The sequence below is a fragment of the Pseudonocardia sp. DR1-2 genome, from assembly GCF_023717215.1.
Taxonomy (GTDB): Bacteria; Actinomycetota; Actinomycetes; order Mycobacteriales; family Pseudonocardiaceae; genus Pseudonocardia; species Pseudonocardia alni.
The window spans coordinates 438,840-454,591 of record NZ_JAMQOF010000002.1; the positions used below are offsets into that span (position 1 = coordinate 438,840).

15 protein-coding genes and 2 tRNA genes are annotated in these 15,752 nt (G+C 73.4%); 6 read left to right on the forward strand and 11 right to left on the reverse strand.

All coding sequences use genetic code 11. The features are described from left to right. Positions 1–103 precede the first annotated feature (103 nt). Positions 104–1,051, forward strand: coding sequence for a calcium/sodium antiporter (locus tag ND486_RS06885; protein WP_208820430.1), 948 nt, complete (start codon positions 104–106; stop codon positions 1,049–1,051). A gap of 22 nt (positions 1,052–1,073) precedes the next feature. After that, positions 1,074–1,268: a hypothetical protein gene (locus ND486_RS06890; RefSeq protein ID WP_251783301.1), complete on the forward strand. Its 195-nt coding sequence runs from the start codon at positions 1,074–1,076 to the stop codon at positions 1,266–1,268. A 4-nt stretch (positions 1,269–1,272) separates the two neighbouring features. On the opposite strand, the gene ND486_RS06895 is transcribed toward ND486_RS06890, so the two are convergent. From ND486_RS06895 to ND486_RS06905, 3 genes are all read right to left on the reverse strand, one after another. Next, the gene (locus ND486_RS06895) at positions 1,273–2,979 is read right to left on the reverse strand and encodes a SpoIIE family protein phosphatase (RefSeq protein WP_251783302.1); all 1,707 of its coding nucleotides are present in this window, start codon (positions 2,977–2,979) and stop codon (positions 1,273–1,275) included. Between the two features lie 84 nt (positions 2,980–3,063). Continuing rightward, positions 3,064–4,230 carry an RNA polymerase sigma factor gene (locus tag ND486_RS06900; RefSeq protein WP_251783303.1) on the reverse strand — a complete coding sequence of 389 codons (1,167 nt, stop codon included), beginning with the start codon at positions 4,228–4,230 and terminating at the stop codon, positions 3,064–3,066. Then, complete coding sequence (locus ND486_RS06905) at positions 4,227–4,634, reverse strand: YciI family protein (protein ID WP_251783304.1); 408 nt, start codon at positions 4,632–4,634, stop codon at positions 4,227–4,229. Before ND486_RS06905 ends, ND486_RS06900 begins: the two co-directional genes overlap by 4 nt. A gap of 122 nt (positions 4,635–4,756) precedes the next feature. On the opposite strand from ND486_RS06905, the gene ND486_RS06910 reads away from it, so the two are divergent. Further along, on the forward strand, positions 4,757–5,185 hold the full coding sequence (locus ND486_RS06910) for an SRPBCC family protein (protein WP_100879109.1): 429 nt from the start codon (positions 4,757–4,759) through the stop codon (positions 5,183–5,185). A gap of 18 nt (positions 5,186–5,203) precedes the next feature. Here the strand turns inward: ND486_RS06910 and ND486_RS06915 are convergent, their stop codons facing one another. Beyond that, positions 5,204–6,088 carry a helix-turn-helix transcriptional regulator gene (locus tag ND486_RS06915; RefSeq protein ID WP_251783305.1) on the reverse strand — a complete coding sequence of 295 codons (885 nt, stop codon included), beginning with the start codon at positions 6,086–6,088 and terminating at the stop codon, positions 5,204–5,206. Between the two features lie 184 nt (positions 6,089–6,272). On the opposite strand from ND486_RS06915, the gene ND486_RS06920 reads away from it, so the two are divergent. From ND486_RS06920 to ND486_RS06930, 3 genes are all read left to right on the forward strand, one after another. After that, complete coding sequence (locus ND486_RS06920; RefSeq protein ID WP_251783306.1) at positions 6,273–6,986, forward strand: DUF3159 domain-containing protein; 714 nt, start codon at positions 6,273–6,275, stop codon at positions 6,984–6,986. A gap of 42 nt (positions 6,987–7,028) precedes the next feature. After that, the gene (locus tag ND486_RS06925) at positions 7,029–8,021 is read left to right on the forward strand and encodes an SDR family oxidoreductase (protein ID WP_251783307.1); all 993 of its coding nucleotides are present in this window, start codon (positions 7,029–7,031) and stop codon (positions 8,019–8,021) included. A 156-nt stretch (positions 8,022–8,177) separates the two neighbouring features. Then, positions 8,178–8,360: a hypothetical protein gene (locus tag ND486_RS06930; RefSeq protein WP_062399053.1), complete on the forward strand. Its 183-nt coding sequence runs from the start codon at positions 8,178–8,180 to the stop codon at positions 8,358–8,360. A 253-nt stretch (positions 8,361–8,613) separates the two neighbouring features. On the opposite strand, the gene ND486_RS06935 is transcribed toward ND486_RS06930, so the two are convergent. The 7 genes from ND486_RS06935 to ND486_RS06965 form a co-directional block, all read right to left on the reverse strand. Beyond that, a tRNA-Ala gene (locus tag ND486_RS06935) sits at positions 8,614–8,689 on the reverse strand. Positions 8,690–8,725: 36 nt separating this feature from the next. Further along, positions 8,726–8,836, reverse strand: a complete 111-nt coding sequence (locus ND486_RS06940; RefSeq protein WP_208820446.1) for a DLW-39 family protein — start codon at positions 8,834–8,836, stop codon at positions 8,726–8,728. A 40-nt stretch (positions 8,837–8,876) separates the two neighbouring features. Beyond that, positions 8,877–8,950, reverse strand: a tRNA-Ile gene (locus ND486_RS06945). Between the two features lie 95 nt (positions 8,951–9,045). Then, positions 9,046–9,768 (reverse strand): DUF3566 domain-containing protein, encoded by a 723-nt coding sequence (locus ND486_RS29620; RefSeq protein ID WP_224401041.1) that lies wholly within the window; start codon positions 9,766–9,768, stop codon positions 9,046–9,048. 98 nt (positions 9,769–9,866) lie between these two features. Next, positions 9,867–12,377, reverse strand: a complete 2,511-nt coding sequence (gene gyrA / locus ND486_RS06955; protein WP_208820449.1) for a DNA gyrase subunit A — start codon at positions 12,375–12,377, stop codon at positions 9,867–9,869. Positions 12,378–12,426: 49 nt separating this feature from the next. Then, positions 12,427–14,493, reverse strand: a complete 2,067-nt coding sequence (gene gyrB / locus ND486_RS06960) for a DNA topoisomerase (ATP-hydrolyzing) subunit B (RefSeq protein ID WP_251783308.1) — start codon at positions 14,491–14,493, stop codon at positions 12,427–12,429. A gap of 512 nt (positions 14,494–15,005) precedes the next feature. Then, entirely contained in the window at positions 15,006–15,722 is a 717-nt protein-coding gene (locus ND486_RS06965; protein WP_308215825.1) for a DciA family protein, read from the reverse strand. Between the last annotated feature and the right edge of the window lie 30 nt (positions 15,723–15,752).

Consider the following 15,752-nt stretch of genomic DNA (forward strand, 5'->3'; position numbering starts at 1 on the left):
TGGCCGATCCGGGACGTCGCCGGACCGACCTGTCTCAGATCGACACGCGGCGCCCGGTGGGCGAGGCTGGGTCCGTGGTGTCCGGCGGGATGCGGTAGCGGCGGTGGAGGCGGTCCTCCTCGGGGTCGGCGGTCTCGTACTGCTGCTCGTCGGCGCCGAGCTGCTCGTCCGGTCCGGCAGCAGGCTCGCCACCCGGCTGGGCCTGTCCCCGATGGTCATCGGGCTGACGGTCGTCTCGGTCGGCACGAGCCTGCCCGAGCTCGCGATCGGCATCGACGCGGCACGCTCGGGCAGCCCGGGCATCGCCACCGGCAACATCGTCGGCACCAACCTGGCGAACCTGCTGCTCGTGCTCGGTCTGGGCGCGCTGCTGCGACCGGTCGCGTTCGACCGGCGCACGCTGCGCTTCGACCTGCCCGCGATGGTCGCCGCCGCGCTGCTGCTGTTCGTCCTGTCGCGCGACGGGTCGATCGGCCCGGCCGGCGGGGTCGTGCTGCTCCTCGCCGCCGTCGGTTACGTCGTGCTGGTGCTGCGCACCTCCCCGCGCGAGGACGTCACCGCCGAGGCCGACGCCGGCGACGGGCGCGGCGGCCCGCCGGTGCAGCTGCTGGTGCTGGTGGTCTCGCTGGCGCTGGTCGTGCTCGGCGCGGAGTGGCTGGTCGACGGCGCGGTGCAGGGGGCGCTGGTGCTCGGCGTCGACGAGGCGGTGATCGGGCTGACGGTCGTCGCGCTCGGCACGTCGGCGCCCGAGCTGGTGACGATGCTGGTCGCCGTCGCACGGCGGGAGACCGGGCTCGCCGTCGGGAACCTGGTCGGGTCCAGCGTCCTGAACATCGCGCTCGTGCTGGGGGCGACGGTGCTCGCCGCACCCGGCGCGACGATCGCGGTCCCGCCGGACGTCGTCGACGCCGACCTGGTGCTGCTGGTCGTCGCGACCCTGGGGGCGGGGCTGGCGATGCGGACCGGGTCCCGGCTGTCGCGGCCCGAGGGCGGGTTGCTGGTGCTGGGCTACGCGGCCTATCTGACCTGGTTGGTCCTCACGCGGGTGTGAGCGGGTGTCGCACACTGGGCGCATGACCGCATCCGGCGACACATGGTCCTGGCCCGACGCGACGACGGCGGCGCGCGACCTCGCCGCGCACCTGGAGGACGCCGCCCGCGCCCTGCGCGACGGCCGCGCGGAGGTCCGCCGGTCCGCGACCGGCACCGCCTCCGACGGTCACCGGCAGCTGGAGGTCGACCTGACCTGGCGCGAGGACGCGTCCTAGGGGGTCAGCGCGCGGCGAGCTCGGCCCACACCCGCTTGCCGCGGCCCCGGGGGTCACAGCCCCAGGCCTGCGCGACGGCGTCGACGAGCTGCAGGCCGCGCCCACGCGCCGCCCGCAGGTCGAGCGGCTGGAGCAGCGGGCCGCCCGCACCCTCGTCGTCGACCTCGATCCGCAGGGCGTCCCGGCCGCGGACCAGGGTCAGGCGGAACGCGGTACGGGCGTGGTCGACGACGTTCGCGACGAGCTCCTCGATGACCAGCATCGCGTCGGCGAGGGTGCCGGGGGCGAGGTCCCAGCCGACGAGGACGCGTTCCGCGGAACGCCGCGTCTCCCGGCCGACCCCGGCGTGCGGGACGTGCTCGGTGACGACCCGGTCGACGTCGCCGGTGCCGGGCTCCTCGACCTGCACGACGACCACCCCGGCGTCGTCGCTGAGGTGACCGCCGCAGTGCGCGAGGGCGGCGTCGGTGAGGGCGCGCGCGATCGTGTCGGCGTCGGCGCCCGGGTCGAGCGAGGCCAGCGTGCGCCGGGCGCCCTCCTCCCCCAGCTGCTCCCAGTGCCCGCGCACGTGCGCCTCGGTGATGCCGTCGGTGTAGAGCACCAGGCTGTCGCCCGCGGCGAGGGAGACGGCCTCGTCGGCCACCATCGGGGTGGTGCCGATGCCGAGGACCAGCCCGCCGCCGCCGTGGAACTCCGCGGTGCCGTCGGCCCGTCGCACGAGGGCGGGCGGGTGACCGGCCGAGGCGAGGTCGGCGTGCCAGGTGTCGGAGGGCCCGCGGCGCAGCGACGCGAGCGCGGCGGTGACGAAGCTGGTGCGGCCGTCGAACCAGACGTGCAGGACGTCGTTGACGGTGCGCAGCACGGCGGCCGGGTCGTTCTCGAAGTGCGCGGCGGTGCGGGTGGCCGAGCGGGCCAGCGCGGTCGTCCGGGCGGCGCCGGCGCCCTTGCCCTGGACGTCGCCGATCACCACGGCGACGCCGTCCGGGGTGGGGACGGCGTCGTAGAAGTCGCCCATGACCTCCACGCCGGAGCCGCCGGGCAGGAAGCGGGCCGCGATGTCGACCCCGGGCAGCCGCGGGGGCTGCGCGGGCAGCAGCGACTCCTGCAGCGTCCGGGCCAGCGTCTCGATCTCGGCGGCGTCGCGGGCGGCGGCGACCGCCTGCCGCTCGGTCTCGCGCAGGGCCAGACGCAGCGCGATCTCGCCCTCGACGGCGTCGGCCAGGGTACGGATCGTCTCGCGGTGCAGCGGGGTCCAGTCACGGACGACCACGTCCATCGCGCAGAGGTTGCCCACGACCTGGCCCGCGGGGTCGCGCACCGGCACGCCGAGCCAGGCGGCCGCACCGAAGTCGGTCATCAGCGAGAGGTCGCGCAGCCGTGGGTCGGCCCGCACGTCACCGGCGCAGATCTCGCCGCCCGACTCGATGACGACCTTGCACCCGCTGTCCTCGACGGGCGCCGACCAGACGCCGTCCGGCCCGACGATCTGCGCGGGCTCGGGCGTGCCCTTGAGGAAGGTCCGGACCTCGTCGACGACGGTCAGCATGACCGCCGGGGTGCCGAGGACCACCGAGACCAGCCGGGTCAGGCGGTTGAACGCCTCGTCCGGCCCGGTGTCGAGCAGCTGGGTGGCCCGGACCGCGGCCAGCCGTGCCGGCGACGTCAGCGGCGACGGTGCCGCGACCGCAACGGGATCCGACACCAGGCTCATTCGCATGATCCTTGCACCGCTGCGCGCCGGCGTCCTGTCGGTGTGCCTCGGAGACCGGGTGATCGTCAATTGTGACGATGCGGTTCAGCCCGCCGATCCGGTGTGGAGACGGGCGGCACACCGGGTCAGGTGGTCCCGTTCGGCCGTGGAGGACGCCAGTGCCGCGGCCTCGGCGTAGAGACGCGCGGCCGTGGCCCGCTCCCCCGCCCGCTCGTGCAGGTGGGCGCTGACCGCGGTCCAGCGGGGCAGCGCCGGGTCGAGATCGGCGAGGGCCGCCAGCCCGGCCCGTGGCCCGTCGGCCTCCCCGACGGCGACCGCCCGGTTCAGCCGGGCGACCGGGCTGCCGGTGAGCCGGACCAGCTCGTCGTACCACTCGACGATCTGGGGCCAGTCGGTCTCCCCGGCGGCCGGCGCGTCGGCGTGCAGGGCGGCGACGGCCGCCTGGGCCTGGAACTCCCCCAGCCGGTCGCGGGCCAGCGCGGCCTGCAGCACCGCCACCCCCTCGGTGATCAGGGCGGTGTCCCAGCGGCCGCGGTCCTGCTCGGCCAGCGGCACCAGCTCGCCGGCCGGGCCGGTGCGGGCGGCGCGTCGGGCGTGGTGCAGCAGCATCAGCGCGAGCAGGCCCGCGACCTCGGGATGGTCGACCGACGCCGCGAGGCGCCGGGTCAGCCGGATCGCCTCGGCGGCGAGGTCGACGTCGCCGGAGTAGCCCTCGTTGAACACCAGGTAGAGCACCCGCAGGACGGTCGCGACGTCGCCGGGGCGGTCGAACCGCTCCCCCGCGACGGTGCGTTTGGCGCGGCTGATCCGCTGCGCCATCGTCGCCTCGGGCACCAGGTAGGCCGCGGCGATCTGCCGGGTGGTGAGTCCGCCGACCGCGCGCAGGGTGAGCGCGACCGCCGACGACGGCGACAGCGACGGGTGCGCGCACAGGAAGTACAGCTCGAGCGCGTCGTCGTGGTCCGACGCCGGGCCGGGCGCCGGCTCGGCCTCGGCCCGTTCCTCCCGGCCACGACGCGCGGTCTCCGACCGGGTGGCGTCGAGGAAGCGGCGCCAGGCCACCGTCACGAGCCAGCCCTTCGGGTCCCGCGGCGGGTCCGCGGGCCAGGTCCGCAGGGCCTCGACGAGCGCGTCCTGCACAGCGTCCTCGGCCGCCGCGAAGTCCGCACCGCGGCGGCCGAGGATCCCCAGTACCTCCGGGACGAGGCCGCGCAGCAGCGCGGCGTCGGCGCCGGCCACCTCGCCGCTCACTCCGTGACGGTCGGCGGGGCCTCGAGGAACGGGCGCAGCTCGATCCACTCGTGGATCGGCTCCCCACCGGCGCCGGGGGCCGCCGACAGCCCACCGGTCAGCTCGACGGCCCGCTCGTAGCTGTCGACGTCGACGATCATCCAGCCGGCGACGAGGTCCTTGGTCTCCGCGAACGGACCGTCGGTGACCGGCGGGCGGCCCTCGCCGTCGTAGCGGACGAAGGTGCCCTCCGGCGCCAGCGCCTGGGCGTCGACGAACTCGCCGGTCTCCTTCAGGGACTCGGCGAAGTCCTGCATGAAGCGGATGTGCGCGGTGACCTCCTCGGGAGCCCAGCGGTCCATCGGGACGTCGTTCTTCGGGGCCGGGGCGCCGCGGTAGTGCTTGAGCAGCAGGTACTTGGCCATGGTGGGTCTCCTCGGTGCTCGTCGCGGCCCATCCTGGCCGCGTTCACCCCGGGGACGGAACCGGACGCGCGTTCTCGACATGTCCGCTCGATTTTTCTCCTACCCGTCAGTAAGTTCCGCACATGATCAGAGCGACGTCCGTCCGCACCGTGTCCGCGACGCCCGAGACGGTGTGGTCGGTGCTGTCCGACCACGAGGGCATGTCGGCGTGGGCGCCGGGCCTGAAGGTGGCCGTGACGCGGGCCGGGACGCCGGAGCCCAACGGTGTCGGCACCGTCCGCAAGGTCGGCATCGGCTCGCCCGGTCCGATCGTCGAGGAGGTCACCGCGTTCGAGCCGGGGCGACGCCTCGGGTACCGCGCGCTGGCCGGTGTGCCGCTGAAGAACTACCGCGGCGAGGTCACGCTGCGCCCGGTCGGCACCGGTACCGAGATCACCTACGCGGTCGAGGCCGACAAGCGGCTGCCGGCGGGTGAGACGCTGCTGGCGAAGGGACTGTCGAAGGTGCTGCTGTCCGGCCTGGTCCGCGGGGTCGGCGCCGGTCCGCGCTGACCGGCCCTCCTGCCCGGGTCAGGTCTCGTCCGGCCGCGGGCCGACCGGCTCGCCGTGCCGGTACCAGGCGGCGGACGGTGCCCCGATGACCGAGAGCAGCTGCAGCTTCTCGTGGGTCTCGCTGCCCGGGACGGCGGTGTAGACCAGCAGCAGGTGGGACTGGTCGGGGTCGAGCAGCGTCTGGCAGTGCAGCTCCAGTGGGCCGACCTCGGGGTGGAGGAGGCGTTTGACGTCGTCGGTCCGGACGCCGACCTCGTGGGAGTCCCACAGCGCGCGGAACTCCTCGTTCTCCGGGTACAGGAGATCGGCGAGGTGGGCCGCGCGGGACCCCGGCCCGCGCCGGGCCGCGACCGCCCGCAGGCTCGAGACGTAGCGGCGCGACAGGAACGCGTGATCCTCCTGCGGGTGGAGCAGACGGGCGCCGGGGTCGGTGAACCAGCGGTAGCCGATGCTCCGCGACGGGCCGGTGAACCCGGTGGTGTCGCCGGTCAACGCGACCCCCAGTGAGGTCTGGCGCAGCGTCTCGCCGAGCTCGGTGACGATCTCGGCGGGTGTGTCGACGAGGCGGTCGAGGATGCGCAGCAGGCCGGGACCGATGTGGTCGCTGGTCGCGCCCCGGGCGGGCGGATGCTGCCCGGCGAGGCGGAACAGGTGGTCGCGCTCGTCGAGCGAGAGGTGCAGCCCCTGGGCGATCGCGGCGATCATCTGCTCCGACGGCCGCGGGCCACGCTCCCGTTCGAGGCGCGCGTAGTAGTCGGTCGACATGTGGCACAGCGCCGCGGCCTCCTCGCGGCGCAGCCCGCTGGTACGACGGCGCTGCCCCCGCGGCAGCCCCACGTCCTCCGGTTGCAGTACCTCACGGCGCCGCCGCAGGAACTGGGCCAGACCCGCCCGGTCGATCATCCGTACCGCCTCTCGGTCGCCTCCGTCCGTTCCTACCGGGACACACGGCGCGGAGCCACGGACCGTCGATCCGCCCCACCCGGTCGGGGCCGCACGGCCCAGGGGTGGATCGGGAGGCCGTGGTTGCGGGCCGGCGGTGGGACGAACGTGGTCGGCACACGGCCACCGACCCGAGGAGCCCAGCGTGCCGAACGAACTCTTCCCGCTCGACCCGACCACCACCGTGCCACCGGGCCGCCCGGAGGAGCACCGCACCGGCGAGCCGGCCCGGGCCGCGGGTGCCGCCACGCTCTCCGCGGCGATGCGGACCAGCCTGGACCGCTCCGGCGGCGCCGTCGGGATCCTCCTCGCCGCCGCGCCCGCCGTCGCCTTCGTGGCGGCCGACGCGGCGGGCGGGCTGAGCTGGGCGTTCATCGCGCTCGCCGTCGCCGCGCCGGTGACGTTCGGGGTGCGCCTGGCCCGCCGGGAGTCGCTGCGGGCCGCCGTCGTCGGTCTGGCGGTGGCCGGCGTGTGCGCCGCCGCCGCCGCGTTCTCCGGCGAGGCCCGGGCGTTCTTCCTGCTCCCCACCCTGATCCCGGCCGCACTCGGCGTGCTGTTCCTCGGCTCGGTCCTCGTCCGCCGCCCGGTGACCGGGACCCTGTTCAACCGGCTGGTCGGCGGCCCCGAGGACTGGCGTGGGCACCCCCGGCTGATGCGCGTCTACACCGTCAGCACGCTGGCCGGCGTCGTGCTCCACGCGCTCAACCTCACCCTGCGCGCCGTGGCCTACCTCGCGGACCGGCCCGCCGTCCTGGCCGCGCTCGGCGTCGCCGCCGTACCGGCCTTCGCCGCGCTCGCCGCGGGCACCCTCGTCGCCGCCCGCCGCGCGCTCGGCCCCCGCGTCGCCACCGCCGCCTGACCACCGCCCGACCTCGAGCACCGCACCCACCAGGGAGACAGCATGTCCCGCACCCGCGACATCACCATCGGCGACCTCACCGGCCGGCTCGCCGTCGTCACCGGCGCCAGCGACGGCATCGGGCTCGGTATCGCCACCCGGCTCGCCGCCGCAGGAGCCGAGATCGTGCTGCCCGTCCGCAACCGGCGCAAGGGCGAGGCGGCGGTCGACGCGATCTGCACCCGCGCCCCCGGCGCGACCGTGTCCCTGCGCGAGCTCGACCTGTCGTCGCTGGGCTCCGTCGCCGCGCTCGGCGTCATGCTGCGGGGCGAGGGCCGCCCGATCCACATCCTGGTCAACAACGCCGGCGTCATGACCCCGCCCCGGCGGGCGACGACCGTCGACGGCTTCGAGCTGCAGTTCGGCACCAACCACCTCGGTCACGTGGCCCTCGTCGCGCACCTGCTCCCGCTGCTGCGCGCCGGCCGGGCACGGGTGACCTCCCAGCTCAGCGTCGCCGCCCGCCGCGGCCGGATCGCCTGGGACGACCTCCAGGCGCAGGTCGGCTACGGCAACGGCATGGCCGCCTACGCCCGGTCGAAGATCGCGTTCGGGCTGTTCGCCCTCGAGCTCGACCGCCGCAGCCGCGCCGGGCGCTGGGGCATCAGCAGCAACGTGTCCCACCCCGGGATCGCCCCGACCAGCCTGCTCGCCGCGCGTGCCGAGGTCGGTCGCGAGCAGCCCGCGCGGGGACGACGGGTGATCGGCGCGCTCTCGGCCCGCGGCATCCTCGTCGGGACCGCGCAGAGCGCCGGGCTGCCCGCGCTGTACGCCGCGACCTCACCGGACGCACACGGTGGGCGGTTCTACGGGCCCGACGGGTTCGGGGGTCTGGGTGGTGCGCCCACCGAGCTGAGCCTCTACCGGCCCCTGCGCAGCACCGACGACGCCGAGCGCATCTGGCGCGTCTCGCAGGAGCTCACCGGGGTCTCGTTCGACGGTGGGGACACCGCCGCGCCCGAGGACACGGTCGTCCTGCACCGCGACGCCCGGTGAGCACGGGGGGTCGGGCCCCGGCGGCGGGCCGCCACCACTGCTCGACGCGGCGACCGACCTCGGCCTCCCACTCGTCAGCACCGTCCCGGGTGCTCGGCTCGCTGCCGGGGTGCCGGAGCGCGCATGGATCGGCCGCGAACGGGCACGACACAGGACATGAGCAACCACGAACGCCGACGGGGCCTGGACGAGGTCATCGACCCGGAGGAGGGCGCGACGCCCGACCACCGTGAGCACGCCAAGGCTCCGCACCCGCCGGACGACGAGGAGCTGGAGCGCCGCGCGCAGCGCGAGCGGGAGCAGACGGGTGCCGGCGGCCCGCTGCGCGAGGACGGCTGAGCAGGCCGGACGACAGGTGGGTCGGTCGGCTCGCGGAGTCGGTCGGCCCGTCCGCGCCACGGCCCGCAGCCACCGGCACCGGGGCGGCCTGCGCCGGAGCGGCGTGTTCCACGTGGAACAGCTGGGCACCCGGGAGAACCGCAGGTGGTGGATGGTCGCCCACCGGGACACCGCCACGACTGCGTCACAGTGGTGGTCGGGCCGTCCGGTGGGTCGCCCCGACCACGGACACCGGCGAGAAGTGCGTATCAGCTGGTGGAGACAAGGGGAATCGAACCCCTAACCCCCGCCTTGCAAAGGCGGTGCTCTGCCAATTGAGCTATGTCCCCTGGTGGGTCCCGATCACGGTACCCCGGGAGGCGGGGTCAGCGGGTGGTGGCCTCGTGCCACAGGTCGTCGGACCCGACGCCGCGGAAGCGGGACCAGCCGAAGTACGCAGCACCGGCGGCGACGGCCAGCACGAACAGCTTCTTCATCGCAGGTCTCCTCGCGAGTGACTGTCGGAGGGGGAAGGTGTGGGCCTAGCTGGATTTGAACCAGCGACCTCATCGTTATCAGCGATGCGCTCTAACCAACTGAGCTATAGGCCCGTGCAACAGGAGAAACACTACCGCACGGGGTCGGGCGGGTTACGAGGGGGTCCCCCTCCGCCCGGCCCCGTGCGGGGTGCGTGACGACGCTCCGGTCAGTCCCGCTCGGAGAGCGTGACCTCGATGCCGCCGACCAGGTCGGCGGCCACGTTGTAGACGAACGCGACCACGGTGATGGCCACCGCGAACAGCAGGCTGTTCACCGCGCCGACGACAGCGGCGAGCCCGAAGACCCGTCCGACGCTGATCAGTGAGCCCCCGGTCTCCTGCTGCGAGGTGACCAGGTCGGCGTAGGTGCCGTTGAGCCGGTCCCAGACGCCCATGCCGCCGAGCACGCCGTAGAGGACGCCCGCGGCGACCATCCACACCAGCCACAGCACGACGGCCAGCGCCAGGGCCATCTTCAGCACCGACCACGGGTCGAGCCGCTTGAGCTGCAGCAGCGCCTGGCGCGGGGGCCGGTTGCGGACCGACGCGCGCGGCGTGTCCGCCGGGGCCGTGCCGTTCTCGCGCTGCTCCGGGTCGCGGACGGCGGTCGTCGCGCCGGCCGCACCGGCGCCGGGGGCGGTCATGAACGCGGTCGGGGCCTCGCTCAGCAGCGAGTCCGCGACCGAGCCGCCGTCGCGGTCGTCGTGGGTGTCGGGCACCCGGCGCCACGGGGGCGGCGAGGCCGCGGCCGGGTCGGCCGCGGGCTCGGCGTCGTCGCGCGGGCCGGGGACGTGGTCGGCCGGGGCCGCCGTCGTCGACGGGTCGTGGTCGGCGTCGGTGGCGACGGTGCGGGCCTCGTCCTGCGACGGGGTGCGGTCGTCGGTGCTCACGAGTGGGAGCTCTCCTCGCTGGTCGTCGCTCGGTACTGCCCCGGTCCCACGGCGTGTGCCGGGTGGCCGGCCCCGCGGGGCCGGCCACCCGACGTGCACTACGCCTGCTGGCCCGGGTCCTCCTCGGTCTCCTCCGCGTTGCGGGCGACGGCCAGCAGCGTGGAGCTCTCGCCCAGGTTCATCAGGCGGACTCCCTTCGTCTGCCGGCCGGCCTTCCGCACCTCGCGGGCGGAGGTCCGGATGACCCCGCCGGTGGAGGTGATCGCGTACAGCTCGTCGTCGATACCGACGATGAGCGCACCGACCAGCGTGCCACGCCGACGGTCGTACTGGAGGGTCAACACTCCCTTCCCGCCACGGCCCTGAACGGGGTAGTCCTCGATCGGGGTGCGCTTCGCGTAGCCACCGGTGGTGGCCACGAGCAGGTAGGTGTCGGAGCGGATCACGCCGAGGGCCAGCAGCTTGTCGCCCTCGTTGAACCGCATCCCCAGCACACCGGAGGTGGCGCGGCCCATCGGGCGCAGCGCGTCGTCGGACGCGGTGAACCGGATGGACTGGCCCTCGGCGGACACGAGGAGCAGATCGTCATCACCCGAACAGAGGACGGCGCCGACCAGCTCGTCGTCGTCGCGCAGGTTGATGCCGATGAGGCCGCCGGCCCGGTTGGAGTCGAAGTCGGTCAGGCGCGACTTCTTCACCAGGCCGTTGCGGGTAGCCAGGACCAGGTACGGCCGCGCCGAGTAGTCCTTGATCTGCATGACCTGGGCGATCTCCTCCTCCGGCTGCAGGGCCAGGAGGTTCGCCAGGTGCTGGCCGCGCGCGGTGCGGTTGGCCTCGGGCAGCTCGTAGGCCTTGAGCCGGTAGACCCGCCCGCGGTTGGTGAAGAACAGCATCCAGTCGTGCGTGGAGCACACGAAGAAGTGGTTGACGATGTCGTCCTGCTTCAGCTGCGCCCCCTGCACGCCCTTCCCGCCGCGCTTCTGGGCGCGGTACAGGTCGGTCTTCGTGCGCTTGGCGTAGCCGGTGCGGGTGATCGTGACGACGACGTCCTCGACCGCGATCAGGTCCTCGTCGGTGACGTCGCCGTCGTAGCCGACGATCCGGGTGCGACGGTCGTCGCCGTGGGCCTCGACCAGCTCGGCGAGCTCGTCGCGGACGATCTCCCGCTGGCGCTCCGGACGGGCCAGGATGTCCTGGTAGTCCGCGATCTCGCGCTCGATCTCGGCGAGCTCGTCGATGATCTTCTGGCGCTCCAGCGCGGCGAGGCGACGCAGCTGCATGTCCAGGATCGCCTGGGCCTGGATGTCGTCGACGTCGAGCAGGTCGATCAGGCCGGCCCGGGCGACGTCGACCGTGGCCGACGCCCGGATCAGGGCGATGACCTCGTCGAGCGCGTCCAGCGCCTTGACCAGACCACGCAGGATGTGGGCCCGCTCCTCGGCCTTGCGGAGCCGGTAGCGGGTCCGCCGGACGATGACCTCGATCTGGTGCCGCACGTAGTGCCGCACGATCTGGTCGAGGCGCAGCGTGCGCGGGACGCCGTCGACGATCGACAGCATGTTCGCGCCGAAGCTGTGCTGCAGCTGCGTGTGCTTGTAGAGGTTGTTCAGCACGACCTTGGCGACCGCGTCGCGCTTGAGTGTGACGACGATCCGCATGCCGATGCGGTCCGAGGACTCGTCGACGATCTCGGAGATCCCGGCGATCTTGCCGTCGCGGACCATGCCCGCGATCGACTCGATCAGGTTGTCCGGGTTGACCATGTAGGGCAGCTCGGTGACCACCAGGGTGGTGCGACCCTTGGCGTCCTCCTCGACCTCGACGACGGCCCGCATCCGGATCGAGCCGCGCCCGGTCCGGTAGGCGGACTCGATGCCGTCGCGCCCGACGATGAGGCCGTGGGTCGGGAAGTCCGGCCCCTTGATGCGCTCCATGAGCGCTTCGAGCAGCTCGTCGTCGGTGGCGTCGGGGTTCTCCAGGCACCAGGCGACGCCGGCGCCGACCTCGCGCAGGTTGTGCGGCGGGATGTTCGTCGCCATGCCGACCGCGATGCCGGAGCTGCCGTTGATGAGCAGGTTCGGCACCCGCGACGGCAGGACGACCGGTTCCTGGGTCTTGCCGTCGTAGTTGTCCAGGAAGTCGACGGTCTCCTCGTCGATGTCCTGGAGCATCGCCATCGCCAGCGGCGAGAGCCGGCACTCGGTGTACCGCATGGCCGCGGCCGGGTCGTTGCCGCGCGAGCCGAAGTTGCCCTGCCCCTGGATCAACGGGTAGCGCATCGACCAGGGCTGAGCCAGCCGCACGAGGGCGTCGTAGATCGCCGAGTCGCCGTGCGGGTGGTAGTTGCCCATGACGTCGCCGACGACGCGGGCGCACTTGACCGGGGCGCGGTCGGGCCGGAAGCCGTTCTCCCCCATCGAGTAGAGGACGCGGCGGTGGACCGGCTTGAGACCGTCCTCCACCAGCGGCAGCGCCCGCCCGACGATCACGCTCATCGCGTAGTCGATGTACGAGCGCTGCATCTCCTGCTGGATGTCGACCGGTTCGACCCGGCCCCCACCCTCTCCGCCGCCTGCCGCGGGGGCGGCGGGGTCGATCGTGTCCGTCACGAAGTCTCCTCGTGCGTGTTCATACGTGCGTCTGGATCAGATGTGTGGATCAGACGTCCAGGAAGCGCACGTCCTTGGCGTTGCGGGTGATGAAGGACCGGCGGGACTCGACGTCCTCACCCATCAGCACCGAGAACAGCTCGTCGGCGGTGGCGGCGTCGTCCAGGCTCACCTGCAGCAGCAGCCGGTTCGTCGGGTCCATCGTGGTCTCCCACAGCTCCTTGGCGTCCATCTCGCCGAGACCCTTGTAGCGCTGCACGCCCTGGTCCTTGGGGAGCTTCTTGCCCGCAGCCCGGCCGGCCTCGATCAGGCCGTCGCGCTCGCGGTCGGAGTAGGCGTACTCCGGCTCGGCCCCGCGACCGGACCACTTGAGCTTGTACAGCGGCGGCTGCGCCAGGAACACGTGCCCGTTCTCGATCAGCGGGCGCATGAAGCGGAACAGCAGCGTGAGCAGGAGCGTCCGGATGTGCTGGCCGTCGACGTCGGCGTCGGCCATCAGCACCAGCTTGTGGTACCGCAGCTTGGCCAGGTCGAAGTCGTCGTGGATGCCGGTGCCCATCGCGGTGATGATCGACTGGACCTCGGTGTTCTTGAGGACGCGGTCGATCCGGGCCTTCTCGACGTTGATGATCTTGCCGCGGATGGGCAGGATCGCCTGGTGCATCGAGTCGCGGCCGGCCTTCGCCGAGCCGCCCGCGGAGTCACCCTCGACGATGTAGAGCTCGCAGCTCTCCGGGTCGCGCGAGCGGCAGTCCGACAGCTTGCCGGGCAGGCCGCCGATGTCGCCGGCGCTCTTGCGGCGCACGAGCTCGCGGGCACGGCGCGCGGCCAGACGGGCCTGGGCCGAGGAGACCGCCTTGGTGACGATCGTCTTCGCCTCGGTGGGGTTGCGCTCGAACCAGTCGGCGAGCCACTCGTTCGACACGCGCTGGACGAACGACTTGACCTCGGTGTTGCCGAGCTTGGTCTTGGTCTGGCCCTCGAACTGCGGCTCCGAGACCTTGACCGAGACGATCGCGGCGAGGCCCTCGCGGATGTCGTCGCCGGACAGCGCCGGGTCCTTCTCCTTGATGAGCTTCTTGTCGCGCGCGTACTTGTTGACCGTCGCGGTCAGCGCGTGGCGGAAGCCCTCCTCGTGGGTGCCGCCCTCGTGCGTGTTGATCGTGTTCGCGAAGGTGTAGACCGACTCGGAGTAGCCCGAGTTCCACTGCATCGCGACCTCGACCTGGTGGCCGGGGCCCTCGCCGGTGTAGCTGACGATCTTGCGGTGGATCGGGTCCTTCGACTTGTTCAGGTGCGCGACGAAGTCCTCCAGCCCGTTCGGGTAGTGGAAGACGTACTCCTTGGGCTTGGCCACGTAGCCCTCGGCGTCGGGCTCGGCGTCCGCGTCGACCTCCGGGACGGGCGCCTCGATCGGGTTGCCGTCGGAGTCCACCGCGTCCGACGACGGGACACCCGCCGGCTTCTCCGGCCGCCGCTCGTCGCGCAGGACCATGGTGAGGCCCTTGTTCAGGAACGTCTGCTCCTGCAGCCGGCGACGGATCGTCTCCAGCGTGTAGCTGGTCGTCTCGAAGATCTTCGGGTCGGCCCAGTAGGTGATCGTGGTGCCGGTGTCGGCCTTCTTCGTGGTGCCGGCCTCGACGAGCTCGCCGGGCACGGCGTACTCGTAGTGCTGGCGCCAGATCTGGCCGTCGCGGCGGACCTCGACGTCGAGCGCGGTGGACAGCGCGTTCACGACCGAGACGCCGACACCGTGCAGACCACCGGACACGGCGTAGGACTTGTCGTCGAACTTGCCGCCGGCGTGCAGGCTGGTGAGGACGACCTCGAGGGTCGGCTTCTTCTCCACCGGGTGCATCTCGACGGGGATGCCGCGGCCGTCGTCCTCGACGCGGATGCCGCCGTCGGCCTGCAGGGTCACGACGACCTTCGTGGCGTGACCGGCCATCGCCTCGTCGACCGAGTTGTCCACCACCTCCCAGATCAGGTGGTGCAGGCCCCGCTCACCGGTCGAGCCGATGTACATGCCGGGCCGCTTGCGGACCGCCTCCAGGCCCTTGAGGACCGTGATGGACGACGCGCCGTAGGCGTTGTTCGCTGCCTTGTCGGAAGCCACGGGTAGCTGCTTCTCCTCGCCACGTGAACCGCCCGCGCGACGCGCGCACCACGGGTGCGACGACGACGGAACGGTTCCACCGACCGGGCGCTCTGGTCATGTCTTGGGGAGCCACCCGGGAAACACCTGTCGATCCTACCCGTCGGGACCGACGGAAAGACGGGAAGGACCCACCCAGAAGCGCCACAGACGGGCGAACGGCGTCCGGTGCGGGATCGGACGTGCCCCTGCGGGGTCGAGCGGACCGGCGGCCGTGTCATCCCGCGCTCACCGCCGACGAGAGGCACCGGGCCGGTGGGGTGCGGCTCCTCACCCGATCCGGCCCTCCACGGCCCCCGGGGGCGACGTGACGCGCCCACAACGTGCACCCCGGCGCCCACCACCCCTTCGGCGGCACCCGCCCCCCCCCGCCCGGTGCCCCCAGGGGAACTTTCGTGGCTTAGAGCGCTACGAGGGTTCCCCTGGGAGCACACCGGGGCGGTACCCGGGCGGAGCAGGAGGCAGGACGCGGGTCAGCCGTAGGTGTCGCGGGGGCCGCGGCCGCGGACGTGCCGCGGACCGTGCCGCCAGCTCGGCCCGCTCGGCCCGACGACCCGGATCCGGCGCACGACGTCCGGCCCGACCGCGGCGGCGAGCCGGGTCAGCAGCTGACGCTGCAGGGTCCGCAGCTGGGTGGCCCACGCCGTGGACTCGGCCTGCAGGGTCAGCTCGCCGTCGCGCAGCGAGACCGGTGTGCAGTGGTCGGCGACGTCCGACCCGACCAGCTGCGGCCACCGGCCGAGGACGGTCGCGTCGGTCAGCCGGTTCGACCAGCCGCGGTCCACCGACACCCGCGACACCAGACGTCCGAACGGCTGCGGGTCCCGGTCGTCGGGCCCCGCCCCCGACCAGCGACGACGACGCCCCCGCCCGGAAACCACGCGCAGCTTGGGCCGGTCGGCCTGCGCCCGCTCCTCGGCCTTGCGGGCCGACGCCTCGCGGGCCGCGCGCAGCGCCTCGCGCGCGAGGTCGGCCCCGCGCAGGTTCGCGCGGTCGCCGGCGAGCAGGTCACCCTGCTCCCCCGGGACACCGCCGCCCGGGACGTCCCCGCCCGTGACCGCGTCGTGACCGGGACCGGTGTCGCGTCCGTCCCCAGGCGCGGCGCCGTCCGTGCCCGGTCCCCGGCGTCCTGTCCTCCGGTTTCCAGTTCCGGAACGGCGTCCGTCCCCCGATGCTCCTGAGTTATCCACAGTATCCACAGCCTTGTCCCCAGAATGCCG

Bases quoted from the DNA above. Each gene is read 5' to 3' on its own strand.
- ND486_RS06890 (WP_251783301.1), top strand. From the start codon at position 1,074: ATGACCGCATCCGGCGACACATGGTCCTGGCCCGACGCGACGACGGCG.
- ND486_RS06895 (WP_251783302.1), bottom strand. From the start codon at position 2,979: ATGAGCCTGGTGTCGGATCCCGTTGCGGTCGCGGCACCGTCGCCGCTG.
- ND486_RS06905 (WP_251783304.1), bottom strand. From the start codon at position 4,634: ATGGCCAAGTACCTGCTGCTCAAGCACTACCGCGGCGCCCCGGCCCCG.
- ND486_RS06925 (WP_251783307.1), top strand. From the start codon at position 7,029: ATGTCCCGCACCCGCGACATCACCATCGGCGACCTCACCGGCCGGCTC.
- ND486_RS06930 (WP_062399053.1), top strand. From the start codon at position 8,178: ATGAGCAACCACGAACGCCGACGGGGCCTGGACGAGGTCATCGACCCG.
- ND486_RS06940 (WP_208820446.1), bottom strand. From the start codon at position 8,836: ATGAAGAAGCTGTTCGTGCTGGCCGTCGCCGCCGGTGCTGCGTACTTC.
- ND486_RS06910 (WP_100879109.1), top strand. From the start codon at position 4,757: ATGATCAGAGCGACGTCCGTCCGCACCGTGTCCGCGACGCCCGAGACG.
- ND486_RS06915 (WP_251783305.1), bottom strand. From the start codon at position 6,088: ATGATCGACCGGGCGGGTCTGGCCCAGTTCCTGCGGCGGCGCCGTGAG.